At 53.9% G+C, this 17,170-nt stretch carries 15 protein-coding genes, 1 tRNA gene and 1 pseudogene; 1 reads left to right on the forward strand and 16 read right to left on the reverse strand.

All coding sequences use genetic code 11. The features are described from left to right. Positions 1-9 precede the first annotated feature (9 nt). The 9 genes and pseudogenes from hisS to trmJ all read right to left on the reverse strand — a co-directional run bounded on the left by hisS (position 10) and on the right by trmJ (position 8,751). The gene (gene hisS, locus WEB64_RS16820) at positions 10-1,293 is read right to left on the reverse strand and encodes a histidine--tRNA ligase (RefSeq protein ID WP_368057252.1); all 1,284 of its coding nucleotides are present in this window, start codon (positions 1,291-1,293) and stop codon (positions 10-12) included. 82 nt (positions 1,294-1,375) lie between these two features. After that, positions 1,376-2,494 (reverse strand): flavodoxin-dependent (E)-4-hydroxy-3-methylbut-2-enyl-diphosphate synthase, encoded by a 1,119-nt coding sequence (gene ispG, locus WEB64_RS16825; RefSeq protein ID WP_368057250.1) that lies wholly within the window; start codon positions 2,492-2,494, stop codon positions 1,376-1,378. A 39-nt stretch (positions 2,495-2,533) separates the two neighbouring features. Continuing rightward, a complete protein-coding gene (locus WEB64_RS16830) occupies positions 2,534-3,598 on the reverse strand; it encodes a RodZ domain-containing protein (protein WP_368057248.1) in 1,065 nt (354 codons plus the stop codon). After that, on the reverse strand, positions 3,588-4,394 hold the full coding sequence (gene pilW / locus WEB64_RS16835; protein ID WP_368057246.1) for a type IV pilus biogenesis/stability protein PilW: 807 nt from the start codon (positions 4,392-4,394) through the stop codon (positions 3,588-3,590). The genes WEB64_RS16830 and pilW overlap by 11 nt, the downstream gene beginning before the upstream one ends. A 29-nt stretch (positions 4,395-4,423) precedes the next feature. Next, positions 4,424-5,536 carry a 23S rRNA (adenine(2503)-C(2))-methyltransferase RlmN gene (rlmN, locus tag WEB64_RS16840; protein ID WP_368057244.1) on the reverse strand — a complete coding sequence of 371 codons (1,113 nt, stop codon included), beginning with the start codon at positions 5,534-5,536 and terminating at the stop codon, positions 4,424-4,426. Between the two features lie 85 nt (positions 5,537-5,621). Continuing rightward, positions 5,622-6,050: a nucleoside-diphosphate kinase gene (gene ndk / locus WEB64_RS16845; protein WP_368057242.1), complete on the reverse strand. Its 429-nt coding sequence runs from the start codon at positions 6,048-6,050 to the stop codon at positions 5,622-5,624. A gap of 69 nt (positions 6,051-6,119) precedes the next feature. Then, positions 6,120-7,308, reverse strand: a pseudogene (locus tag WEB64_RS16850) (IscS subfamily cysteine desulfurase). Between the two features lie 14 nt (positions 7,309-7,322). Continuing rightward, complete coding sequence (gene iscR, locus WEB64_RS16855; protein ID WP_368057240.1) at positions 7,323-7,820, reverse strand: Fe-S cluster assembly transcriptional regulator IscR; 498 nt, start codon at positions 7,818-7,820, stop codon at positions 7,323-7,325. A gap of 79 nt (positions 7,821-7,899) precedes the next feature. Further along, entirely contained in the window at positions 7,900-8,751 is an 852-nt protein-coding gene (trmJ, locus tag WEB64_RS16860; protein ID WP_368057238.1) for a tRNA (cytosine(32)/uridine(32)-2'-O)-methyltransferase TrmJ, read from the reverse strand. Positions 8,752-8,990: 239 nt separating this feature from the next. Between trmJ and WEB64_RS16865 the strand changes: the two genes are divergently transcribed. Then, positions 8,991-9,791 carry an inositol monophosphatase gene (locus WEB64_RS16865; RefSeq protein ID WP_368057236.1) on the forward strand — a complete coding sequence of 267 codons (801 nt, stop codon included), beginning with the start codon at positions 8,991-8,993 and terminating at the stop codon, positions 9,789-9,791. 69 nt (positions 9,792-9,860) lie between these two features. Here WEB64_RS16865 and secF read toward each other — a convergent pair whose 3' ends face one another. The 7 genes from secF to flgL all read right to left on the reverse strand — a co-directional run bounded on the left by secF (position 9,861) and on the right by flgL (position 17,161). Next, the gene (gene secF / locus WEB64_RS16870) at positions 9,861-10,817 is read right to left on the reverse strand and encodes a protein translocase subunit SecF (RefSeq protein ID WP_368057234.1); all 957 of its coding nucleotides are present in this window, start codon (positions 10,815-10,817) and stop codon (positions 9,861-9,863) included. Further along, positions 10,810-12,687 carry a protein translocase subunit SecD gene (gene secD, locus WEB64_RS16875; RefSeq protein ID WP_368057232.1) on the reverse strand — a complete coding sequence of 626 codons (1,878 nt, stop codon included), beginning with the start codon at positions 12,685-12,687 and terminating at the stop codon, positions 10,810-10,812. The genes secF and secD overlap by 8 nt, the downstream gene beginning before the upstream one ends. Positions 12,688-12,764: 77 nt before the next feature. Further along, entirely contained in the window at positions 12,765-13,124 is a 360-nt protein-coding gene (yajC, locus tag WEB64_RS16880) for a preprotein translocase subunit YajC (RefSeq protein WP_368057230.1), read from the reverse strand. Between the two features lie 67 nt (positions 13,125-13,191). Further along, positions 13,192-14,304, reverse strand: coding sequence for a tRNA guanosine(34) transglycosylase Tgt (tgt, locus tag WEB64_RS16885; protein ID WP_368057369.1), 1,113 nt, complete (start codon positions 14,302-14,304; stop codon positions 13,192-13,194). A 23-nt stretch (positions 14,305-14,327) separates the two neighbouring features. Then, complete coding sequence (gene queA, locus WEB64_RS16890) at positions 14,328-15,473, reverse strand: tRNA preQ1(34) S-adenosylmethionine ribosyltransferase-isomerase QueA (RefSeq protein ID WP_368057228.1); 1,146 nt, start codon at positions 15,471-15,473, stop codon at positions 14,328-14,330. Beyond that, positions 15,444-15,530, reverse strand: a tRNA-Leu gene (locus WEB64_RS16895). Before WEB64_RS16895 ends, queA begins: the two co-directional genes overlap by 30 nt. 71 nt (positions 15,531-15,601) lie before the next feature. Then, the gene (gene flgL / locus WEB64_RS16900) at positions 15,602-17,161 is read right to left on the reverse strand and encodes a flagellar hook-associated protein FlgL (RefSeq protein WP_368057226.1); all 1,560 of its coding nucleotides are present in this window, start codon (positions 17,159-17,161) and stop codon (positions 15,602-15,604) included. Between the last annotated feature and the right edge of the window lie 9 nt (positions 17,162-17,170).

Here is a 17,170-nt window from a genome sequence, read left to right on the forward strand (position 1 = left end):
AGCAGGCCGTTAACGGCTGCCGAAAAATTCGTTCAGTACCCGGGGCAACTGGGCCTGTTCTACTGCCGTTTGTGGTTCGTCCGACCGCAATGGTTTCATTGAGGCAGTACCCGAAGCGAGCTCGTTCTCTCCCAAAATAATAGCTACGCGGGCACCACTACGATCAGCTTTTTTCATTTGGCTTTTAAAGCTTCCTCCCCCGCAATGGGTCACAACTATCTTTTCAGGCAGATCAGAACGGATGATCTCGCCCAGCGCCATGGCAGCGGCAACTGCATCATCCCCCATAGCCATCACATAGACATCGGCATCGTTAGTAACGTGCTCAGGAACCAGCCCGAGAGTTTCCATCAGCAGCACCAACCTTTCAATCCCCATGGCAAAACCAACTGCCGATGTGGATTTACCACCCAATTGCTCTACCAAGCCATCGTAACGACCGCCCGCGCAGACAGTTCCCTGGGCGCCAAGACTATCCGTAATCCATTCAAATACGGTTTTCCCATAGTAATCAAGACCGCGGACGAGGCGCGGGTTGACGACATACACCACATTTGCCGCATCAAGCAAGGCCCTGAGGCGAGCAAAATGCACGACAGACTCCTCATCAAGAAACGCTTCCAGAACCGGAGCGTTCTCAAGGATCCGTTGGGTTTCCGGATTTTTGCTATCCAGAATTCGGAGCGGATTGGACTCAAGCCGACGAAGGCTGTCCGCATCCAATTCACTCCTGAACTCACTCAGGTAGTTAACGAGCGCTTCACGATAACGCCTGCGAGCATCGGCGGTGCCTATCGAATTAATTTCCAGACGGGTATGGGCGCGCAGCCCAAGAGCTGACCACAGGCGGGCTGTCATGATTAGAAGCTCGGCGTCAATATCAGGGCCGCTCATGCCGAAACATTCAACGCCAATCTGGTGAAACTGACGATAGCGGCCTTTTTGTGGGCGCTCGTGCCGGAACATAGGGCCGGTGTACCACAGCCGCTGGGTCTGATTGAACAGCAGACCATGTTCCTCGCCAGCCCGAACGCATCCAGCTGTGCCCTCCGGGCGAAGTGTCAGGCTGTCGCCATTGCGATCCTCAAACGTGTACATTTCCTTCTCGACGATATCTGTCACCTCGCCGATGGAACGCTTGAAAAGCTCCGTCTGCTCCACGATGGGCATACGGATCTCCTGGTAGCCATAAGACCGCAGTACCTGGCGAACCGTATTTTCAAGGAACTGCCACAATGGAGTCTGATCGGGGAGAATATCGTTCATACCCCGAATCGCCTGAATTTTTGCCAACGTTAAACCTTTACCCTGCTGATACATGCTGAATTGGAACGCGGACCCATTATGCCCCGGGCCCACTCGGGTCCCGGCTAAATCAAGTCTCCGAGCGCGCGATGATCTGGTCTTCCTGTTCTTTACGACGGGCGAGTTCTTCACGAATGAGCCGCTCAAGGTCATCCGTCAGAGTCGCATTGTTCAGTTTCTGATTGGGACGGCCCGCGAGGTAAAACAGGTTTTTTGGACTCCCCCCCGTCAATCCAACATCGGCTTCTTTTGCCTCACCGGGCCCGTTTACGATGCAGCCAATGATGGCAACGTCCAGCGGCGCATGAACATCCTCCAGTCTCGCCTCCAGATCATTCATCGTCTGAATCACGTCGAAATTTTGCCTTGAGCAGCTTGGGCAGGCGATAAAATTAATGCCGCGACTCCGCAAGCGCAGACTTTTGAGAATGTCGTAACCGACTTTGATTTCCTGAACCGGATCGGCCGCCAGGGACACTCGTATGGTGTCACCAATACCGTCCATCAGGAGCATTCCAAGACCAATAGACGACTTGACCGTACCGGATCGAAAGCCACCCGCTTCGGTGATGCCAAGATGGAGGGGCTGATCAATCTGGGTAGCGATCTGGCGGTAGGCAGCCACCGTCATGAAAACTTCCGAAGCTTTCAGGCTGACTTTGAAATTCTGGAAGTCGTGCCGATCAAGAATATCAATGTGCCGCATCGCAGACTCAACCAGGGCTTCCGAGGTTGGTTCGCCATACTTCCGCTGCAACTCTTTTTCCAGCGAGCCAGCATTCACACCGATCCGGATTGGGATGTTCTTGTCACGAGCGGCCGAAATAACTGCGCTGACCCGGTCTTCACGCCCAATATTGCCGGGATTGATGCGGAGGCAGTCCACGCCAAGCTCCGCGACTTTCAGTGCGATCTTGTGATCAAAGTGAATGTCCGCAACCAATGGCACGTTGACCCGTGCACGGATTTTCCCGAACGCTTCTGCGGCATCCATGCTAGGGACAGAGACCCGGACAATATCGGCTCCGGCGTGCTCGAGATCGCTGATCTGTCCGACCGTGGCATCGACATCACAGGTGTCGGTGTTGGTCATACTCTGAACGGCAATCGGTGCATCGCCGCCCACGGGCACATTACCCACCATAATCTGGCGGGAAATGCGTCTTTTAATTGGAGATTCCTGCTTCATAAGCTTTCAACCAGACCTCAAAGAGGCTAAATGGAAACTTTAAACATCAAGAGTAAACTCTACCCGGTTGTTTACGGCCCGGTAGGAAGACAAGTCCACAGATTCCCCTGCAAACTCGAGTTGTTCGACGGCATCCGCCGCCCCCAGCACAATCCTTAATGGCGGTGTACCCTCGACCGAAATGCGTTCACCGGCCCGGCGTATTGCCGCCACCAGGGTTTGGCCGCTAGCATCCGTGATCTGAACCCAGCAATCATCTGAAAAGCTGGCTGTGAAAAGGTTCTGGGCCTGATCCACTGTATCGGTGTTTTGGCTCTCACTCTCCGGCTGAGCCATATCAGCCACTTCAGCAGGCGCGCCAGAATCATTCTCTACCACCAAATCAACATTGTCCGTAGCTTCGCTGACTGCAACACCCCCGGTCAGATTCTCGGCGTTGCCATCCGTACTGAACTCCGCTGCCAGGCCATCCACACCAGATTCCACATCCGCGATTTCGCTGTCACCGTTACTGCCACTCCCCGGACTGAAATCTTCAGTCTCTTCTGGGGGCTCGATCTGGCGACCCTCATTCTGGAATTCCCCATCCTCAATACTCTCCTCGACACTCTCATCGACTGGAGATTCTTGCGGGTCCGTTGCAGACTCGGATTCAGCCGACGGCTCCGGCGTGAAGCTCTCACCTGGCAATGAAATAAATCGTTGCGCCAGGAGACCTAACACAATGACGACCAAAATCAGCACAATTCCTTTGGCAACACGTGCTTTCTGGCGTTTGCGTCGCTCAATGTCCTGGAGCGGATTAATCTCTTCTGCAGCCGCTTTCTCTTTGCGAAGTGGCTCAAGTTCTTTGTCTAGCGAGGCGACCACACTGTCGGGATTAAGACCGACCGTGCCTGCGTAAGTTCTTACGTACCCCTTGAGAAACAACTCGCTGTCAACCTGACTGTAGTTACCTTCTTCAATGGCTTGAATAATCGTCGGCCGAAGATGCTGGCTCTCTGCGACCTGCGCCACTGTCAGCCCTGCTGCCTCGCGAGCTTGGCGCAATTGCGTCCCGGCACTACCCTGATTGACAGATGGAGAGGTGTCTTCACTGGTCATTGGAAATCAGCGCCTTATAGTGTTGGTATTGGTCTGACTTTGGATATTGGTTCTTCAGCACCAGGGCAAGACTCGCTTCCCGGTCCCACTCATCGAAATATCTCGCAATCTGTATACCTGTCAGCAGACTTTCCGGTGAGTGCTGCATCTGACGGTTGCCTTGCATGGCCCTCATTAATTGACTGTAGTAACGCGAGGCCTCTGTATATGAGCCGGTTTCCACCAAGGTTGTGGACAGTGCCAGTAGCGCTCTCGGCTCTCCTCGCGTCAACTCTACGGAACGCTGAAATGCGTTAATGGCACTTTCCGTTTCGCCGAGTCGCTGATGAATTCGGCCCAGATTAAAAAAGACAGAGCCACGATCTTCATAACCTGTATCCGTTGAAGCCTTTAAAAACTGTGCTTTTGCACCATCAAAATCAGTCTGCTCGAATAAAAAAGCACCGTAAAAAACGCGGCCCCGAGTGTAACTGCCATCATTGCCGACGGCTTTAACGAAAGACTCCCTCGCCAATTGTGAGTCGCCTTCCCGCTGATAGATCAGCCCCATCGCAGCTAACGCGCTGGCACTATCCGGCTTGATTTCCAGAGCACGCTCAAGATGATCCCTCGCACGATCAAGATTGCCCTGGTCAATATAGGCAGTAGCCAACTGAACGTAGTTCCTGACGGCTTTGTCTTCGTTAGCCTCCCGGGCAAATCGGCTGTCTGAGGAGGTCACGCAACCCGCCAGCAAAACAACCATACCGAGGCTGATAAGAACAGTACTCAGTTTGGACTTCATGTCATGGGTCACTGAATTTTCCTGTCAGTTATGGCCAGTCATCAGGGGGTCATCTGATGAACGGGAATGTATCGTTGGCTTCTGCGGGTACGATCTTCAAACTGTCCTACCAATTGGCCACACGCAGCATCAATGTCATCCCCGCGGGTCGTGCGGATAGTCGAGACATAGCCCGCCTCATTAAGCACATTCTGAAAACGACGGGTTGCTGAAAGCTTCGGCCTCCGGAAATCACTTTCCGGGAAGGGGTTAAACGGTATCAGATTGATTTTACAGGGCAAGCCGCGCAATAACTCCGCCAATTCCGCTGCAAGCGCTGGGGTGTCATTCATCCCTTCGATAACGGTGTACTCAATCGTTACCTTGCGCTTGTCAGGCAACCGCGCAAGGTAGCGACGGGTGGCCGCCAAAAGTTCGGCGATAGGGTATTTTTTATTCAGGGGAACCAACTGATTCCGCAATTCATCATTGGGCGCGTGCAATGAAATCGCCAATGACACATCAGTCACTTCACCGAGTCGGTCAAGAGCAGGAACAACACCCGATGTACTCAGTGTGACCCGGCGTTTGGATATACCGTATGCCAGGTCTTCCATCATCAGGTTCATGGCGTCAACCACGTTCTCGAAGTTAAGCAATGGTTCTCCCATGCCCATCATGACGACATTTGTAATAGGACGATCCGGGCCCGGCTCATACGGCATAAAAGCTTTGCGCGCGACCCAGACCTGGCCAATAATCTCTGCAGACGTAAGGTTACGATTGAACCCCCGCTTGCCTGTCGAGCAGAAAGAACAATCCAGACTGCAACCGATTTGTGAGGACACACAAAGCGTCCCACGATGGCCATCTGGAATCAGCACAGTCTCAATGGCGTTGCCGCTATCCATCCGCATCACCCATTTACGGGTACCGTCCTTGGATGTTTCGTCAACAATCACTTCGGGACCGCGGACTTCAGCAACTTCTTTCAGTTTCTCCCGCAACACCTTGCTCATATTGGTCATTTGATCAAAGTCGTCGACACCCCATTGGTGAATCCACTGCAACACCTGGGTGGCCCGGAAACGTTTCTCTCCCAGCGTCTCGAAGAACGCTTCGAGTTTGGGCTTGGGCAGCCCCAGGAGATTGATCTTTTCAACGGGCGACGTCATGACAGAACCTCAATAAGCACCTTGATGCTCGGAAACACAGGAAACCCGGCAGCCTCGATGCACCCGGGCTTAATCGACAATTGCATCAGCCGCGCGGGCAGATTTCGTTATCGTTAAAGAAATAGGCGATTTCGCGCTCAGCAGAAGCGGCGGAATCCGAACCGTGAACGGCGTTAGCGTCAATAGAAGAAGCGAAATCAGCACGAATGGTGCCTGCTTCAGCTTCTTTCGGGTTAGTAGCTCCCATCAGGTCACGGTTTTTCAGGATTGCGCCGTCACCTTCAAGAACCTGAACCACAACCGGACCGGAGGTCATGAACGCAACCAGATCAGCAAAAAACGGACGCTCTCTGTGCTCGGCATAAAAACCCTCTGCCTGGTCCTGAGTCAGATGCATCATCTTTGATGCCACGATGCTCAAACCTGCCTTTTCGAAACGACTGTAAATTTCACCGATAACGTTTTTGGCAACGGCGTCAGGCTTGATGATCGAGAGCGTGCGCTCATTTGACATGGTAAATCTCCAATTTATGGTCAGGGAAAATTTCAGGCCTGCGATTATACGCAGTCGGGGGGCAACTTCCTACCAGGGCTCGATGGAACGCCACCAATCAGGCGACAGTTCGGCGCACAGCCCGCAAACGTGGAACGACATCCTTCAACTGCTGCGCTGCGAAATCGACCTCTTCTTCGGTAGAAAACCGGCCTAGGGAAAAACGTAATGAGCTATGTGCCTCTGAATCAGAGAGGCCTATCCCTTTTAATACGAATGAAGGGTCCAGTGCAGCGGAGGCACAGGCTGAGCCTGAGGAAATCGCGAGTTCCCTAAGGCCCAGCATAAGGGTTTCGGCTTCCACCCCTTCAAACCGAAGGTTCATGATTCCCGGCACCCGATGCTCACGACTTCCGTTCAAGGCCACCCCCGGCAAGCTTTCCAATTGCACCATGAACCGGGCCCGCAAGGCCTCAAGAAATTCGCAGTCGTCCGCCAGCTGTCTTTGCGCCAACTCGAAGGCATGGCCCATCCCCACCAGTTGATGGGTAGGCAATGTGCCAGACCTCATACCCCGCTCATGACCACCACCGTGAATTTGAGCCTCGATTCCGATCCCGGGGTCGCGGCGAACATACAATGCTCCGACACCTTTCGGTCCGTAAACCTTGTGGCCTGACAATGACATCAGATCCATTGGCATCGTCAAGACGTCCACCAGCATCTTACCTGCAGCCTGGGCTGCGTCCACATGAAACAAGACCCCCTTCTCACGCAGGAAGGCACCAATAGTCGGGATGTCGTTAACCGTCCCCAGCTCATTGTTGACCAACATCAGACTAACCAGCACCGTGTCAGCGGTGAGCGCATCAGCTACCTGCTGCACCGATACACGCCCGGTCGAGTCGGGTTTCAGCCAGTTAACACGACACCCTTGGGATTCGAGCCAGGCGCAGGTGTCGATTACCGCTTTGTGCTCGATAGCAGAGGTGATGATATGTGGGTTCGCATGCCCGGCTACCGCACCTTTAATAGCGAGGTTATCCGCTTCGGTTGCGCCAGAAGTCCAGACAATTTCCCGGGGATCACAGTTAATCAGACCAGCGACCTGTCTCCTGGCAGCTTCCACGGCGGCCTCCGCCTGCCAACCGAAGCCGTGGGTGCGAGAGGCCGGGTTACCAAATACGCCGTCCAGCGTCAGGTACTTCATCATGGTCTGGGCGACCGAAGGATCAACAGGCGTTGTCGCCGCGTAATCGAAATATACAGGTGTTTTCATAGCATCACGGAGTGTCAGACCGGGGCCTGGCTAGAAAGGCGCTCGGTGTTGATAGTTTGGGAGCTAGCCTTTTGATGCTGTCGATTTTGACGATCAGCGACAAGCTGAATTTCCCTTTTCTTGAGGAGATCCGCCAGGCTAATGTCGCTCAGGAACTGATGGATCTGATCACTTAGATCAGACCACAAATGGTGGGTCAGGCACTTCTCACCGTTTTGGCAATCACCCTGATTCTTGCATCGGGTGGTATCCAGCGACTCATGCACCGCATCTACAACTTCTGCTATAAAGAGCTGATCGTTGCTACGGGCCAGACGATAACCCCCACCCGGGCCTCGCACACTGATCACCAGTTGCTCACGACGCAGCTTGGCAAAAAGCTGCTCAAGGTAAGACAGCGATATCCCTTGTCTGCTGGAGATGTCTGCCAGGCTCACCGGCCCCTCGTCAGAGTGAAGTGCCAGATCAAGCATGGCAGTGACGGCATACCGGCCTTTCGTGGTCAATCGCATAGCACAAGGCCTCGACGTTGCGAGAATTCGTAAAACTCAAAGCATGAGTATGAATTGACCAAGTATTTCAGTCAAGTATTCAGCCGGGCCCCACGTCGCCTGGAGGCGGTCCAGAATGCTTCCCGCCGACACGGCTACCTACCGATTTCTGGATCGCGGAGAGCACCCCCCGGAGAATATTGATTTCCATCTGGTCTGGCTGTGCCCGCTGAAGCAAACGCCGCAACCTTGACATCAATTGCCGCGGGTTGTCCCGTCTATGAAACTCAATCTCAACCAATACTTTTTCAAGATGCTCAAATAGTCCTTCCACCTCTCGCACCGGCGCTAGTGGGGAGTCCCATCCTGGATCCCCAGGCGCGACCATAGGCGTTAGTTGCGAACTGCCATCGCCCCCTTCCAGACCACGCAGGTAGTGCATCCTTAACTCATAAGTAACTACCTGGACCGCCATCGCCAGATTAAGAGAGCTGTAATCCTGATTGGACGGAATATGAATATGAAAGTGACAACGCTGGAGCTCATCGTTACTCAAACCGTGGTTTTCTCTTCCAAAAACCAGCGCTACCGGCCCATGGGGCGCATGTTCGAATGCTTTGTAGGCAGCGTCGGGAGGCGGAATAACCGGCCAGGGAACTTTTCTGCCGCGGGCGCTGGTTCCCATCACCATGACGCAGTCATCAATTGCCTCACCCAGAGTCGCTACCACCTGAGCGTTGTCCAGCACATCAGCTGCCCCTGCGGAGCGCGCATAGGATGTTTCATCAGGAAACGACGTCGGGCTAACCAACCATAGATTGGAAAACCCCATATTTTTCATGGCCCTGGCAACCGCGCCGATGTTGCCGGAATGGGATGTTTCTACCAGTACCACACGAATGTTGTCCCAGGAGGGAATATGCTCTGTCACCGGCATCGCCGCTTTTTTCATGAGAGGGTTTCTCTAATGTTCAAAAATTGGACGCAATATAATAACAGACCCAGCAACCTCCTCCGAGCACTCTCAGTCAGTCGTCCAGTCAGTCGTCAGACTCCGTTGTCAGTCGTCATACCCCGTTATCCTGCTCAAACCTGCAATTCAGACACCTTGTGCATCCAATAAACGTATAAGCGAAAACGTCATTTTGATATGATACGCAACCTTTTCTCAGCCAGGTGACGAATAGTCCGATGCAACCAGCAATCAAAATGGCTCTGCGCGTTGCGCGCCAGGGCTCAGACTTTCTGAAAGCCCACTTCGAACGACAGGAGCTGTCTGAGCGAGACCAGACTGAACTGCAAAGCCAACTCGACCGGGTAGAACATTCGCTCTACGAAAACTTTTCAGAGCAGCTTCAGAAGGCTTACAAGGACCACGCCATTGCCCCCAGTGGAGAGTCCGATGCTGGCGAGCACTCCCGCAGCTGGCACATTTTTCCGCTTTTGGGCCGTGAAAATTTCCTGCGTGGTATTCCTGACTTCGCGTTGGCATTGATGCAAAAGAAGGACAACCGGGCGGAAAACCTGTTGCTGGTCAATCCTGTTACCGGCGAGGAGTATTCCGCTAGTCGTGGCCACGGTGCCGGGCTTAACAGCCGTCGTGTGCGGACCGGCACAGTCAAACACGTTGAAGATGCTGCCATCGTGACCAACCTGCTTGACCAGGCCCGCGGCGCCGACGACCCGCTACTTTGGGGTGAACTGGCAGCAACTCTGGCGCAGCAGTCCAGCCTGATCAGAACCACCGGATGTGTTGCCCTGGATATGGCCAGGGTGGCCGCTGGTCATCTGGACGCAGCCATTGTTTTCCGTCCCCAGGCCGCCGACCTGTCCATTGGCCTGATCATTGCGAACGAAAGCGGCTCGTTAACCGGTGACTTTTCGGGCAACCCGTCGACGGACCAGGCGCGCCAGATAGTTGTTGCCAATCCGAAGCTGTTCAAGGACATCCTCAAGGTTCTGCAGCCTTTCCGGGGTCGCTTGCCTCGCTGACGCTACACTGCTGACACAAAAAAGCCGCGCCGACATAAGTCTCGCGGCTTTTTTTATACCCAAACCAGATTACATCCGGTTCAACCATTCAGGCGGCTGTTCTTCCTCTTCTTCTGCCCCGACCAAACCTTCTTTCGGTGGTACAACCATATCTTCCCGGGTCACGCCCAATGCTATCAGCAGGCTTGCTGAGACATAGATGGATGAATATGTACCAACGACGACACCAATAATCAGCGCGATCGCAAAGTTATTGATCGCCTCGCCACCGAAAAAATACAGCGCCAGCAGCACAGCTAACGTAGTGCCGGATGTGTTCAATGTCCGACTGATAGTCTGGTGGATGGATTCATTGATAATGTGCTCGGCATCCCCCACTCGCATTTTGCGGAAGTTTTCCCTGATGCGATCCGCCACCACAATGGTATCGTTCAAGGAGTACCCGATGACGGCCAAAAGTGCAGCCAGCACGCTCAGATCAAAGGTCCACTGAAAGAGTGAAAAAATACCGAGAATAATAATGACATCGTGAGCCAGCGGTACGACCGACGCAATGCCAAACTTGAACTGGAAGCGCATACCCACGTAGATCAACACCACAGCAAGAGCCAGCAGAAGACCAAGACCACTGTCTTCCTTAAGCTCCTCCCCTACCTGAGACCCGACGAAAGCCGAGCTGACCAGCTCAAGTTCATCACCGGTTGCCCTTAAAGCATCAGTCACCCGACCCGCTAGCTCATCATCAAAGGCTTCTGAAAGCCTGATCAGTACGGAGGATTCGTTACCAAAGTTCTGCACCACGAAATTCTCATACCCGGCGTCGGAGAGTGTCCCGCGAACCTCGTCCAGTTCGGGGGGGGTCTCGTATTGCAGTTCGACCGAGGCGCCACCAGTGAAATCGAGCCCTAAATTGAGCCCGTTAACAGCAATGATTATAAAAGAAGCAACTAAGAGAACGATCGAAAATACCGCTGCGGACTTTCGAATCCCCATGAAATCAATAGGTTTCTTCTCGACTTCAGACATTGGACAACTTCCCGCCGATAGACAGTTTCTCGACCTTACGCCCACCATAAACCAGGTTGATCAAACCGCGGCTGACCAGCAGAGCGGAGAACATGGACGTCAGGATGCCGATACATAAGGTAATCGCGAAACCCTTCACCGGGCCGGAACCCATGGCAAACAGGATCACAGCGACAAGCAAAGTCGTGATATTCGCATCCACGATAGAAACGAACGCTCTTGAATAACCTGCACTGATCGCAGACTGAGGTGGCATACCCGCCTTGAGCTCTTCTTTTATACGCTCGAAAATCAATACGTTCGCATCCACCGCCATGCCCACCGTCAATACGATGCCAGCGATACCCGGAAGTGTCAGGGTTGCTGACAAAATCGACATACAGGCCAGTAACAGCATCAGGTTAATGGACAACGCCACGTTGGCGACCAAACCAAAGCCCCGGTAATAGACCAGCATATAAAGCAATACCAGGATGAAGCCCAGGGACACAGACATAAAGCCCGCATCGATATTTTGCTGACCGAGGCTTGGACCAATCGTTCGCTCTTCCACGAAATACATCGGAGCCGCCAGGGAACCAGCCCTTAAAAGCAGAGCCAACTCAGAGGCTTCATTGATTGAATCCAACCCGGTAATACGAAAGCTGGCACCCAAGGCCGACTGAATGGTCGCCAGGCTGATAATGCTTTGCTCTTCAATCCGATTTTCAACCGTCGTCGACTCGCCATCGACCATACGCTCTTCTGTTTCCGTCCGAAACTCAATGAAAATAACGGCCATCCGTCGCTGAATGGCGTTTCGGGTAGCACGATTCATCATATCCCCACCAGGGCCATCCATAGTGATGTTCACCTGCGGCTGACCATTTTCATCGAACGCCTGGTGGGCATTGGCCACGTTGTTACCGGTGACAATAACCTCACGCTCAAGTCTGGCAGTACGGTTTGGCTCATTGCGGAAAGGTAAAACCTCGGTGGCTCCCGAAGGCGCATCCTGGCGGGCTTCCAAGCGGAATTCGAGATTGGCGGTGGCACCCAGGACACGTTTTGCCTGCGCGGTATCCTGGACGCCAGGGAGTTGAACGATGATCCGCTCGCGGCCCTGGCGCTGAACCATTGGCTCGGCGACACCCAATTCGTTGACCCGGTTACGGATCGTCGTCAGGTTTTGCTCTACCGCGTAATCCTCAATTTGACGGATTTCCTGCTCCGATAACGTCAGTACGAGTTCAAACTCTTCTTCGCTGGGGCTGCGTTCGTCAAGCACAAACTCATTGTATCGATCCCTCACCTGACTGAATGCTTCTGTACGGGCTGCTTCATCCCGGAACGTCAGGACAATACTGTTATTGTCCACAACATCACCGCCGCGATAACGAATTCGTTCTTCCCGCAGCTCGCGCTTGATTTCGCTGGAGTAGGCCTCCAGCCGCTGCTCAAGGGCACTTTCCATATCCACTTCAAGCAAGAAGTGCACACCGCCGCGAAGGTCCAGCCCCAGTTTCATCGGGCCAGCGCCCAAGCTGCGGAGCCAGTCCGGAGTGGAGGGCGCCATGTTCAATGCCACCAGATACTCATCGCCCAGTGCGGACTGAACCAGCGGCCTGGACCTGAGCTGAGCCTCAGCGCTTTGTAGCCGAATCAGGCCGTTACGCTCCTGAATGGACGCCGCCTTAACCTCGAACCCGGCTTCCTCGATACTCGAAACTGCGCGCTCTAACGTCCGCTCATCTACCGTGGTGCTGCTTCGGGCACCGGTTATCTGAACAGCAAAATCGTCTGGATAAAGATTGGGCAATGCATAGATAAAGCCAATCACTACAGCAATCAGAATGACCAGACTTTTCCAAAGTGGATATTTATTCAGCATGCGGTGCCTTTTTTGAACAGCAATCCCGTTCGTACGTATTGGAGTGGCGCGTTAAGAAGAACCGGTTAAATCAACGATCAGATATCTTTCAATGTGCCTTTGGGCAAAGCTGAAGCCACGGCTACCTTCTGAACCTTGACTTCAACATTCTCGGCAATTTCAACCAGAATGAAGTCATCGGTGACTTTCGTGATTTTACCCGCGACACCACCAGAGGTAACAATCTCATCGCCCTTATCAAGACCGGACATCAGAGCTTTATGCTCTTTGGCACGTTTGGACTGGGGACGCCAGATCAGCAGGTAGAAGATCAGGATGAAGCCTGCGAAAAATATGACCTGGCCGATAACGCTCATGCCCTGGCCCGCGTCCTGAGCGAAGGCCAGCCCAGGCACCATCGCCAGCAAAGTGATAAAAAGGGTCTGGATTGCTTTCATTTTTGGATCTCCATTGATCTTGGTTTGGTCGGTGGCTCTGCCCGTCGGGCAAAGCCTTCCGGGTTAGTTACAACGGCGGCACAGACTCACCGCGCTGGGCATAGAACGTGTCAATAAAGTCGCACAATGTACCTGCTTCAATGGCCCCACGCAATCCGGCCATCAGGTTCTGATAATACCTCAGGTTGTGAATGGTATTGAGTTGCGATGCCAACATTTCACCGCACTTATCCAGATGATGGAGATAACTTCGAGAAAAATTCTGGCAGGTGTAGCAGTCACATTGATCATCCAGCGGAGCGGTATCATGACGGTGCCGGGCATTGCGAATTTTGACCACGCCGGTTGCGGTGAACAGATAGCCATTGCGGGCGTTACGGGTAGGCATGACGCAGTCAAACATATCGACACCACGGCGCACGGCCTCAACGATGTCTTCGGGCTTGCCAACGCCCATCAGGTACCGGGGCTTGTCTTCCGGCATTTTAGCGGGCAGTTCATTCAGAATATTCAGCATATCCGCCTTGGGCTCGCCCACGGACAAGCCACCGATGGCAAAGCCATCAAAGCCAATATTAACCAGACCCTCAAGGGATTTGTCCCGCAGTGAGGGATACATGCCGCCCTGGACGATACCAAACAGCGCCGCCGTATTGCTGCCGTGAGCCTCTTTGCTGCGCTGAGCCCACCGCAACGAGAGCTCCATGGAGTCGCGGGCCTGGGTTTCCGTCGCGGGGTATGGTGTGCACTCGTCGAAGATCATCACGACGTCTGAACCGAGGTCTCGCTGAACCTGCATGGCAATTTCCGGCGACAACTCCACCGGCGAGCCGTCTATCGGCGAGCGGAAAGTGACCCCTGCCTCAGTGATCTTGCGCATTTCCCCCAGACTGAATACTTGAAAACCGCCGGAATCGGTCAGAATCGGGCCCTGCCATTGAGTAAAGTCGTGGAGGTCACCGTGAGCCTTGATGACCTCGGTACCCGGCCGCAACATGAGATGAAAGGTGTTACCCAGGATAATCTGGGCACCAATGCCTTCGATGTCCCGGGGCAACATACCTTTGACGGTGCCATAGGTGCCCACCGGCATGAAAGCAGGGGTTTCAACCTGGCCCCGGGGGAAAGTCAGGCGCCCGCGCCGGGCCTTGCCGTCTTCACCGAGCTTCTCAAAGGACATACGGCAGGGGTTTGCAGTGTCAGTCAAAGTAGGTCTCCTGGCGGGGTATTCGCATTGGCAGCTCCGAGACTGGACACCTGCCCCGTGATGAACATGGCATCGCCGTAACTGAAGAACCGGTAACGCCCGCGTATCGCCTCTTCATAAGCCGCCATAACATGGTTCTGGCCCGCAAACGCGCTGACAAGCATGATTAAGGTCGATTCCGGCAAATGGAAATTGGTGACCATGGCATCGACGCATTGAAAGCGGTAACCCGGGAAAATAAAGATATCGGTTTCACCACGAAAGGGTTTCAACTGGCCTTCCCGTGAGGCAGATTCCAGTGATCGGACCGAAGTGGTTCCCACGGCAATGACCCGACCGCCTCTTGCCCTCGTACGGGCAACGGCTGCGACGGTTTCCTCGGGCACATGCGCAATTTCACTGTGCATGATGTGGTCTTCAATGCGGTCGACCCGAACCGGTTGAAAGGTGCCCGCGCCTACATGAAGTGTCACAAACGCGCTCTCGATTCCTTTCTCCGCCAGGGCCGCCAGTAATGGTTGGTCAAAATGCAGCCCTGCCGTCGGCGCTGCCACCGCGCCTGATTCGCGGGCATAGACCGTTTGGTAACGCTCACGGTCTGTGGATTCATCGGGCCGGTCTACATAGGGGGGAAGCGGCATATGACCGATACGTTCCAGAAGATCGAGAACCGGCTCCCCCGACTCACTGGATAATTCGAACAACGCGTCCTGGCGTCCCTGCATCCGCAGTACAGACTGGTCTTCCAGAATGATTTTCTGGCCGGCCTTAGGGGATTTGGACGCGCGCACATGGGCAAGCAATCTATGCTCGCCCGTCACCCGCTCGACCAGAATCTCAAGTTGGCCTCCGGTCTCTTTGCGACCAAACAGACGGGCAGGTATAACGCGGGTATTGTTGAAAACCAGCAGGTCGCCGGGAGCCAGAAATGTCGGTAAATCGAGAAACCGATGGTGGCTAGTCTTACCCGTAGCGCCGTCAAGTGTTAGTAATCGGGAGGCACTGCGCTGCGCCAGAGGGTATCGGGCAATCAGCTCGCTGGGTAATTCAAAGTGGAAATCCGAGACGTTCATTGAAAGGCTGTTCGCTGATACCGCTATGCGGCCAATACATGGTGCCGAGGGTCGGACTCGAACCGACACGCAGTTGCCTGCACGAGATTTTGAATCTCGCGTGTCTACCAGTTTCACCACCCCGGCATCGGAGAGTGGAGGCGATTATACTGAGGTTATCAGTGAAAGCAACTGCTTAAACACTCCGGATTGAGCGATTATAGCCGGTCAAATAGTGAGAGCCGTGAAACCTGGGCGAACGACAGTTGCGCCGCTTCCAGAACGAAGCTTTGAAAGCTCAGGCGGCTGACCGCTTCCGCATAATCAACGTCTCTGAGTTCCGAGCGTATCTCATCGGTATAAACGGACGAATCCGCCAGAAATTCCCGGGTCGACTCCAGAGCATTAAGACGACCACCAATTTCCGTCTGTGTAACGAGAACCTTTTCCAGGGAATTATCCAGATTTACAATAGAACTTGAAATCAGGTTCTCGAATGCCTGCTGGCCATTTGCAACCGTGGCCGTTGTAACGCCACCAGCGAGGTCCAGATTATCGAACTGGGCGCCTTCTACCTGGATCTGGCCGCCGGGCGTTCCATTATCATCAGCCTCAAAATCAAGGTTGCCACTCAGGGAGGTGATTTCCAGATCACCATTGCCGTTGAGGGCTGCGGTTACGTTTTCCAGCTCGGGGGCATTACTGGCGTTGATCGCGTCCCTGAGATCCGCCAAAGTCGTCAGCCCGGTAAAGTCGACCGAGTTAATCGTCAACGTGTCATCCGGTTGCGGAGTAAATCCTCCGGCTGGCAAAGTCGCCACCGCAGGCGCCTTGGCCTGGTTTTCAAGCCCGTAAATCAGCTTTTCCATGCTGGTGAACATTGACTGTTTTTCAGATGTCTGAATTTCGAAACGATCTCCCGCCTGGGCGTCTGTTATCTCAAACTGAATTCCCGCTACCCGAATGCTGTCGCCGCTCTGGTAGGCGCCAGTTGCGATTGGGGTATATCCCGGATCAGCGGGATCATCGGAACGGAAGCGCAGTTCATACTCCAGCCCCCCCGCTCCATCATCATTGATATCGACCACAACATCGTCCGTATCACCAGCGTAGAAACCGTTAAAGATATCCTGATCGAGCACCATGCCGGTACTGATGCGCCCGCCAGAGGTATTAGTAGGACTGGCGCTGGCAAAAAAAGTTGGCTCGCCTGTTTTTATGCCGGTGAATATCTCTTTGCCGGTATCGCTGATTGCGATTTTCACGCCGGTATCAATTTCCAGCGAACGCTGACCCTCGTCGCCCTGGTAGATCCAGTCGCCGGAAATATTCTGACCAAATGCAGGCGTATTGCCTTTGAACCCGCTGAAAATATACTCACCGGATGCATCACGGGAATTGCCAAGAGTGGCCAGTTGGTCCAGGCGTTGACGCAGCTCTGATGCAATAGAGTTGCGGTCATCCGCAGACAGGGTGCCATTTCCCGCCTGCACCGTGAGCTCACGGACACGCTCGATCAGATCGGTGACGTCGGCCAGAGTGCTCTCCTCCTGCTCCAACCGATTCTCCGCCAGGTCGACATTACGCTGGAACTGGCCGATCTGAGCGGTTTCCTGATCCAGTTTCAGGATTCGGGCTGCTGCTACGGGGTCATCAGAAGGGTTGATCACCCGTTTACCCGTTGAAATCTGCTGCTGCGTCTTCTGCAGCTCGGAATTTAGGTCCTGCAGCCTGTTGATACCACCCTGGAAAACCTGTTGAGATGAAATGCGAACCATAGTCAGTTA

The organism is Marinobacter sp., from assembly GCF_040882185.1.
In the GTDB taxonomy this organism is placed as follows: Bacteria; Pseudomonadota; Gammaproteobacteria; order Pseudomonadales; family Oleiphilaceae; genus Marinobacter.

Coding starts and splice junctions, on each gene's coding strand:
- ispG (WP_368057250.1), bottom strand. CDS start 2,494: ATGAAGCAGGAATCTCCAATTAAAAGACGCATTTCCCGCCAGATTATG.
- WEB64_RS16830 (WP_368057248.1), bottom strand. CDS start 3,598: ATGACCAGTGAAGACACCTCTCCATCTGTCAATCAGGGTAGTGCCGGG.
- rlmN (WP_368057244.1), bottom strand. CDS start 5,536: ATGACGTCGCCCGTTGAAAAGATCAATCTCCTGGGGCTGCCCAAGCCC.
- ndk (WP_368057242.1), bottom strand. CDS start 6,050: ATGTCAAATGAGCGCACGCTCTCGATCATCAAGCCTGACGCCGTTGCC.
- iscR (WP_368057240.1), bottom strand. CDS start 7,820: ATGCGATTGACCACGAAAGGCCGGTATGCCGTCACTGCCATGCTTGAT.
- trmJ (WP_368057238.1), bottom strand. CDS start 8,751: ATGAAAAAAGCGGCGATGCCGGTGACAGAGCATATTCCCTCCTGGGAC.
- WEB64_RS16865 (WP_368057236.1), top strand. CDS start 8,991: ATGCAACCAGCAATCAAAATGGCTCTGCGCGTTGCGCGCCAGGGCTCA.
- secF (WP_368057234.1), bottom strand. CDS start 10,817: ATGTCTGAAGTCGAGAAGAAACCTATTGATTTCATGGGGATTCGAAAG.
- secD (WP_368057232.1), bottom strand. CDS start 12,687: ATGCTGAATAAATATCCACTTTGGAAAAGTCTGGTCATTCTGATTGCT.
- yajC (WP_368057230.1), bottom strand. CDS start 13,124: ATGAAAGCAATCCAGACCCTTTTTATCACTTTGCTGGCGATGGTGCCT.
- tgt (WP_368057369.1), bottom strand. CDS start 14,304: ATGTCCTTTGAGAAGCTCGGTGAAGACGGCAAGGCCCGGCGCGGGCGC.
- flgL (WP_368057226.1), bottom strand. CDS start 17,161: ATGGTTCGCATTTCATCTCAACAGGTTTTCCAGGGTGGTATCAACAGG.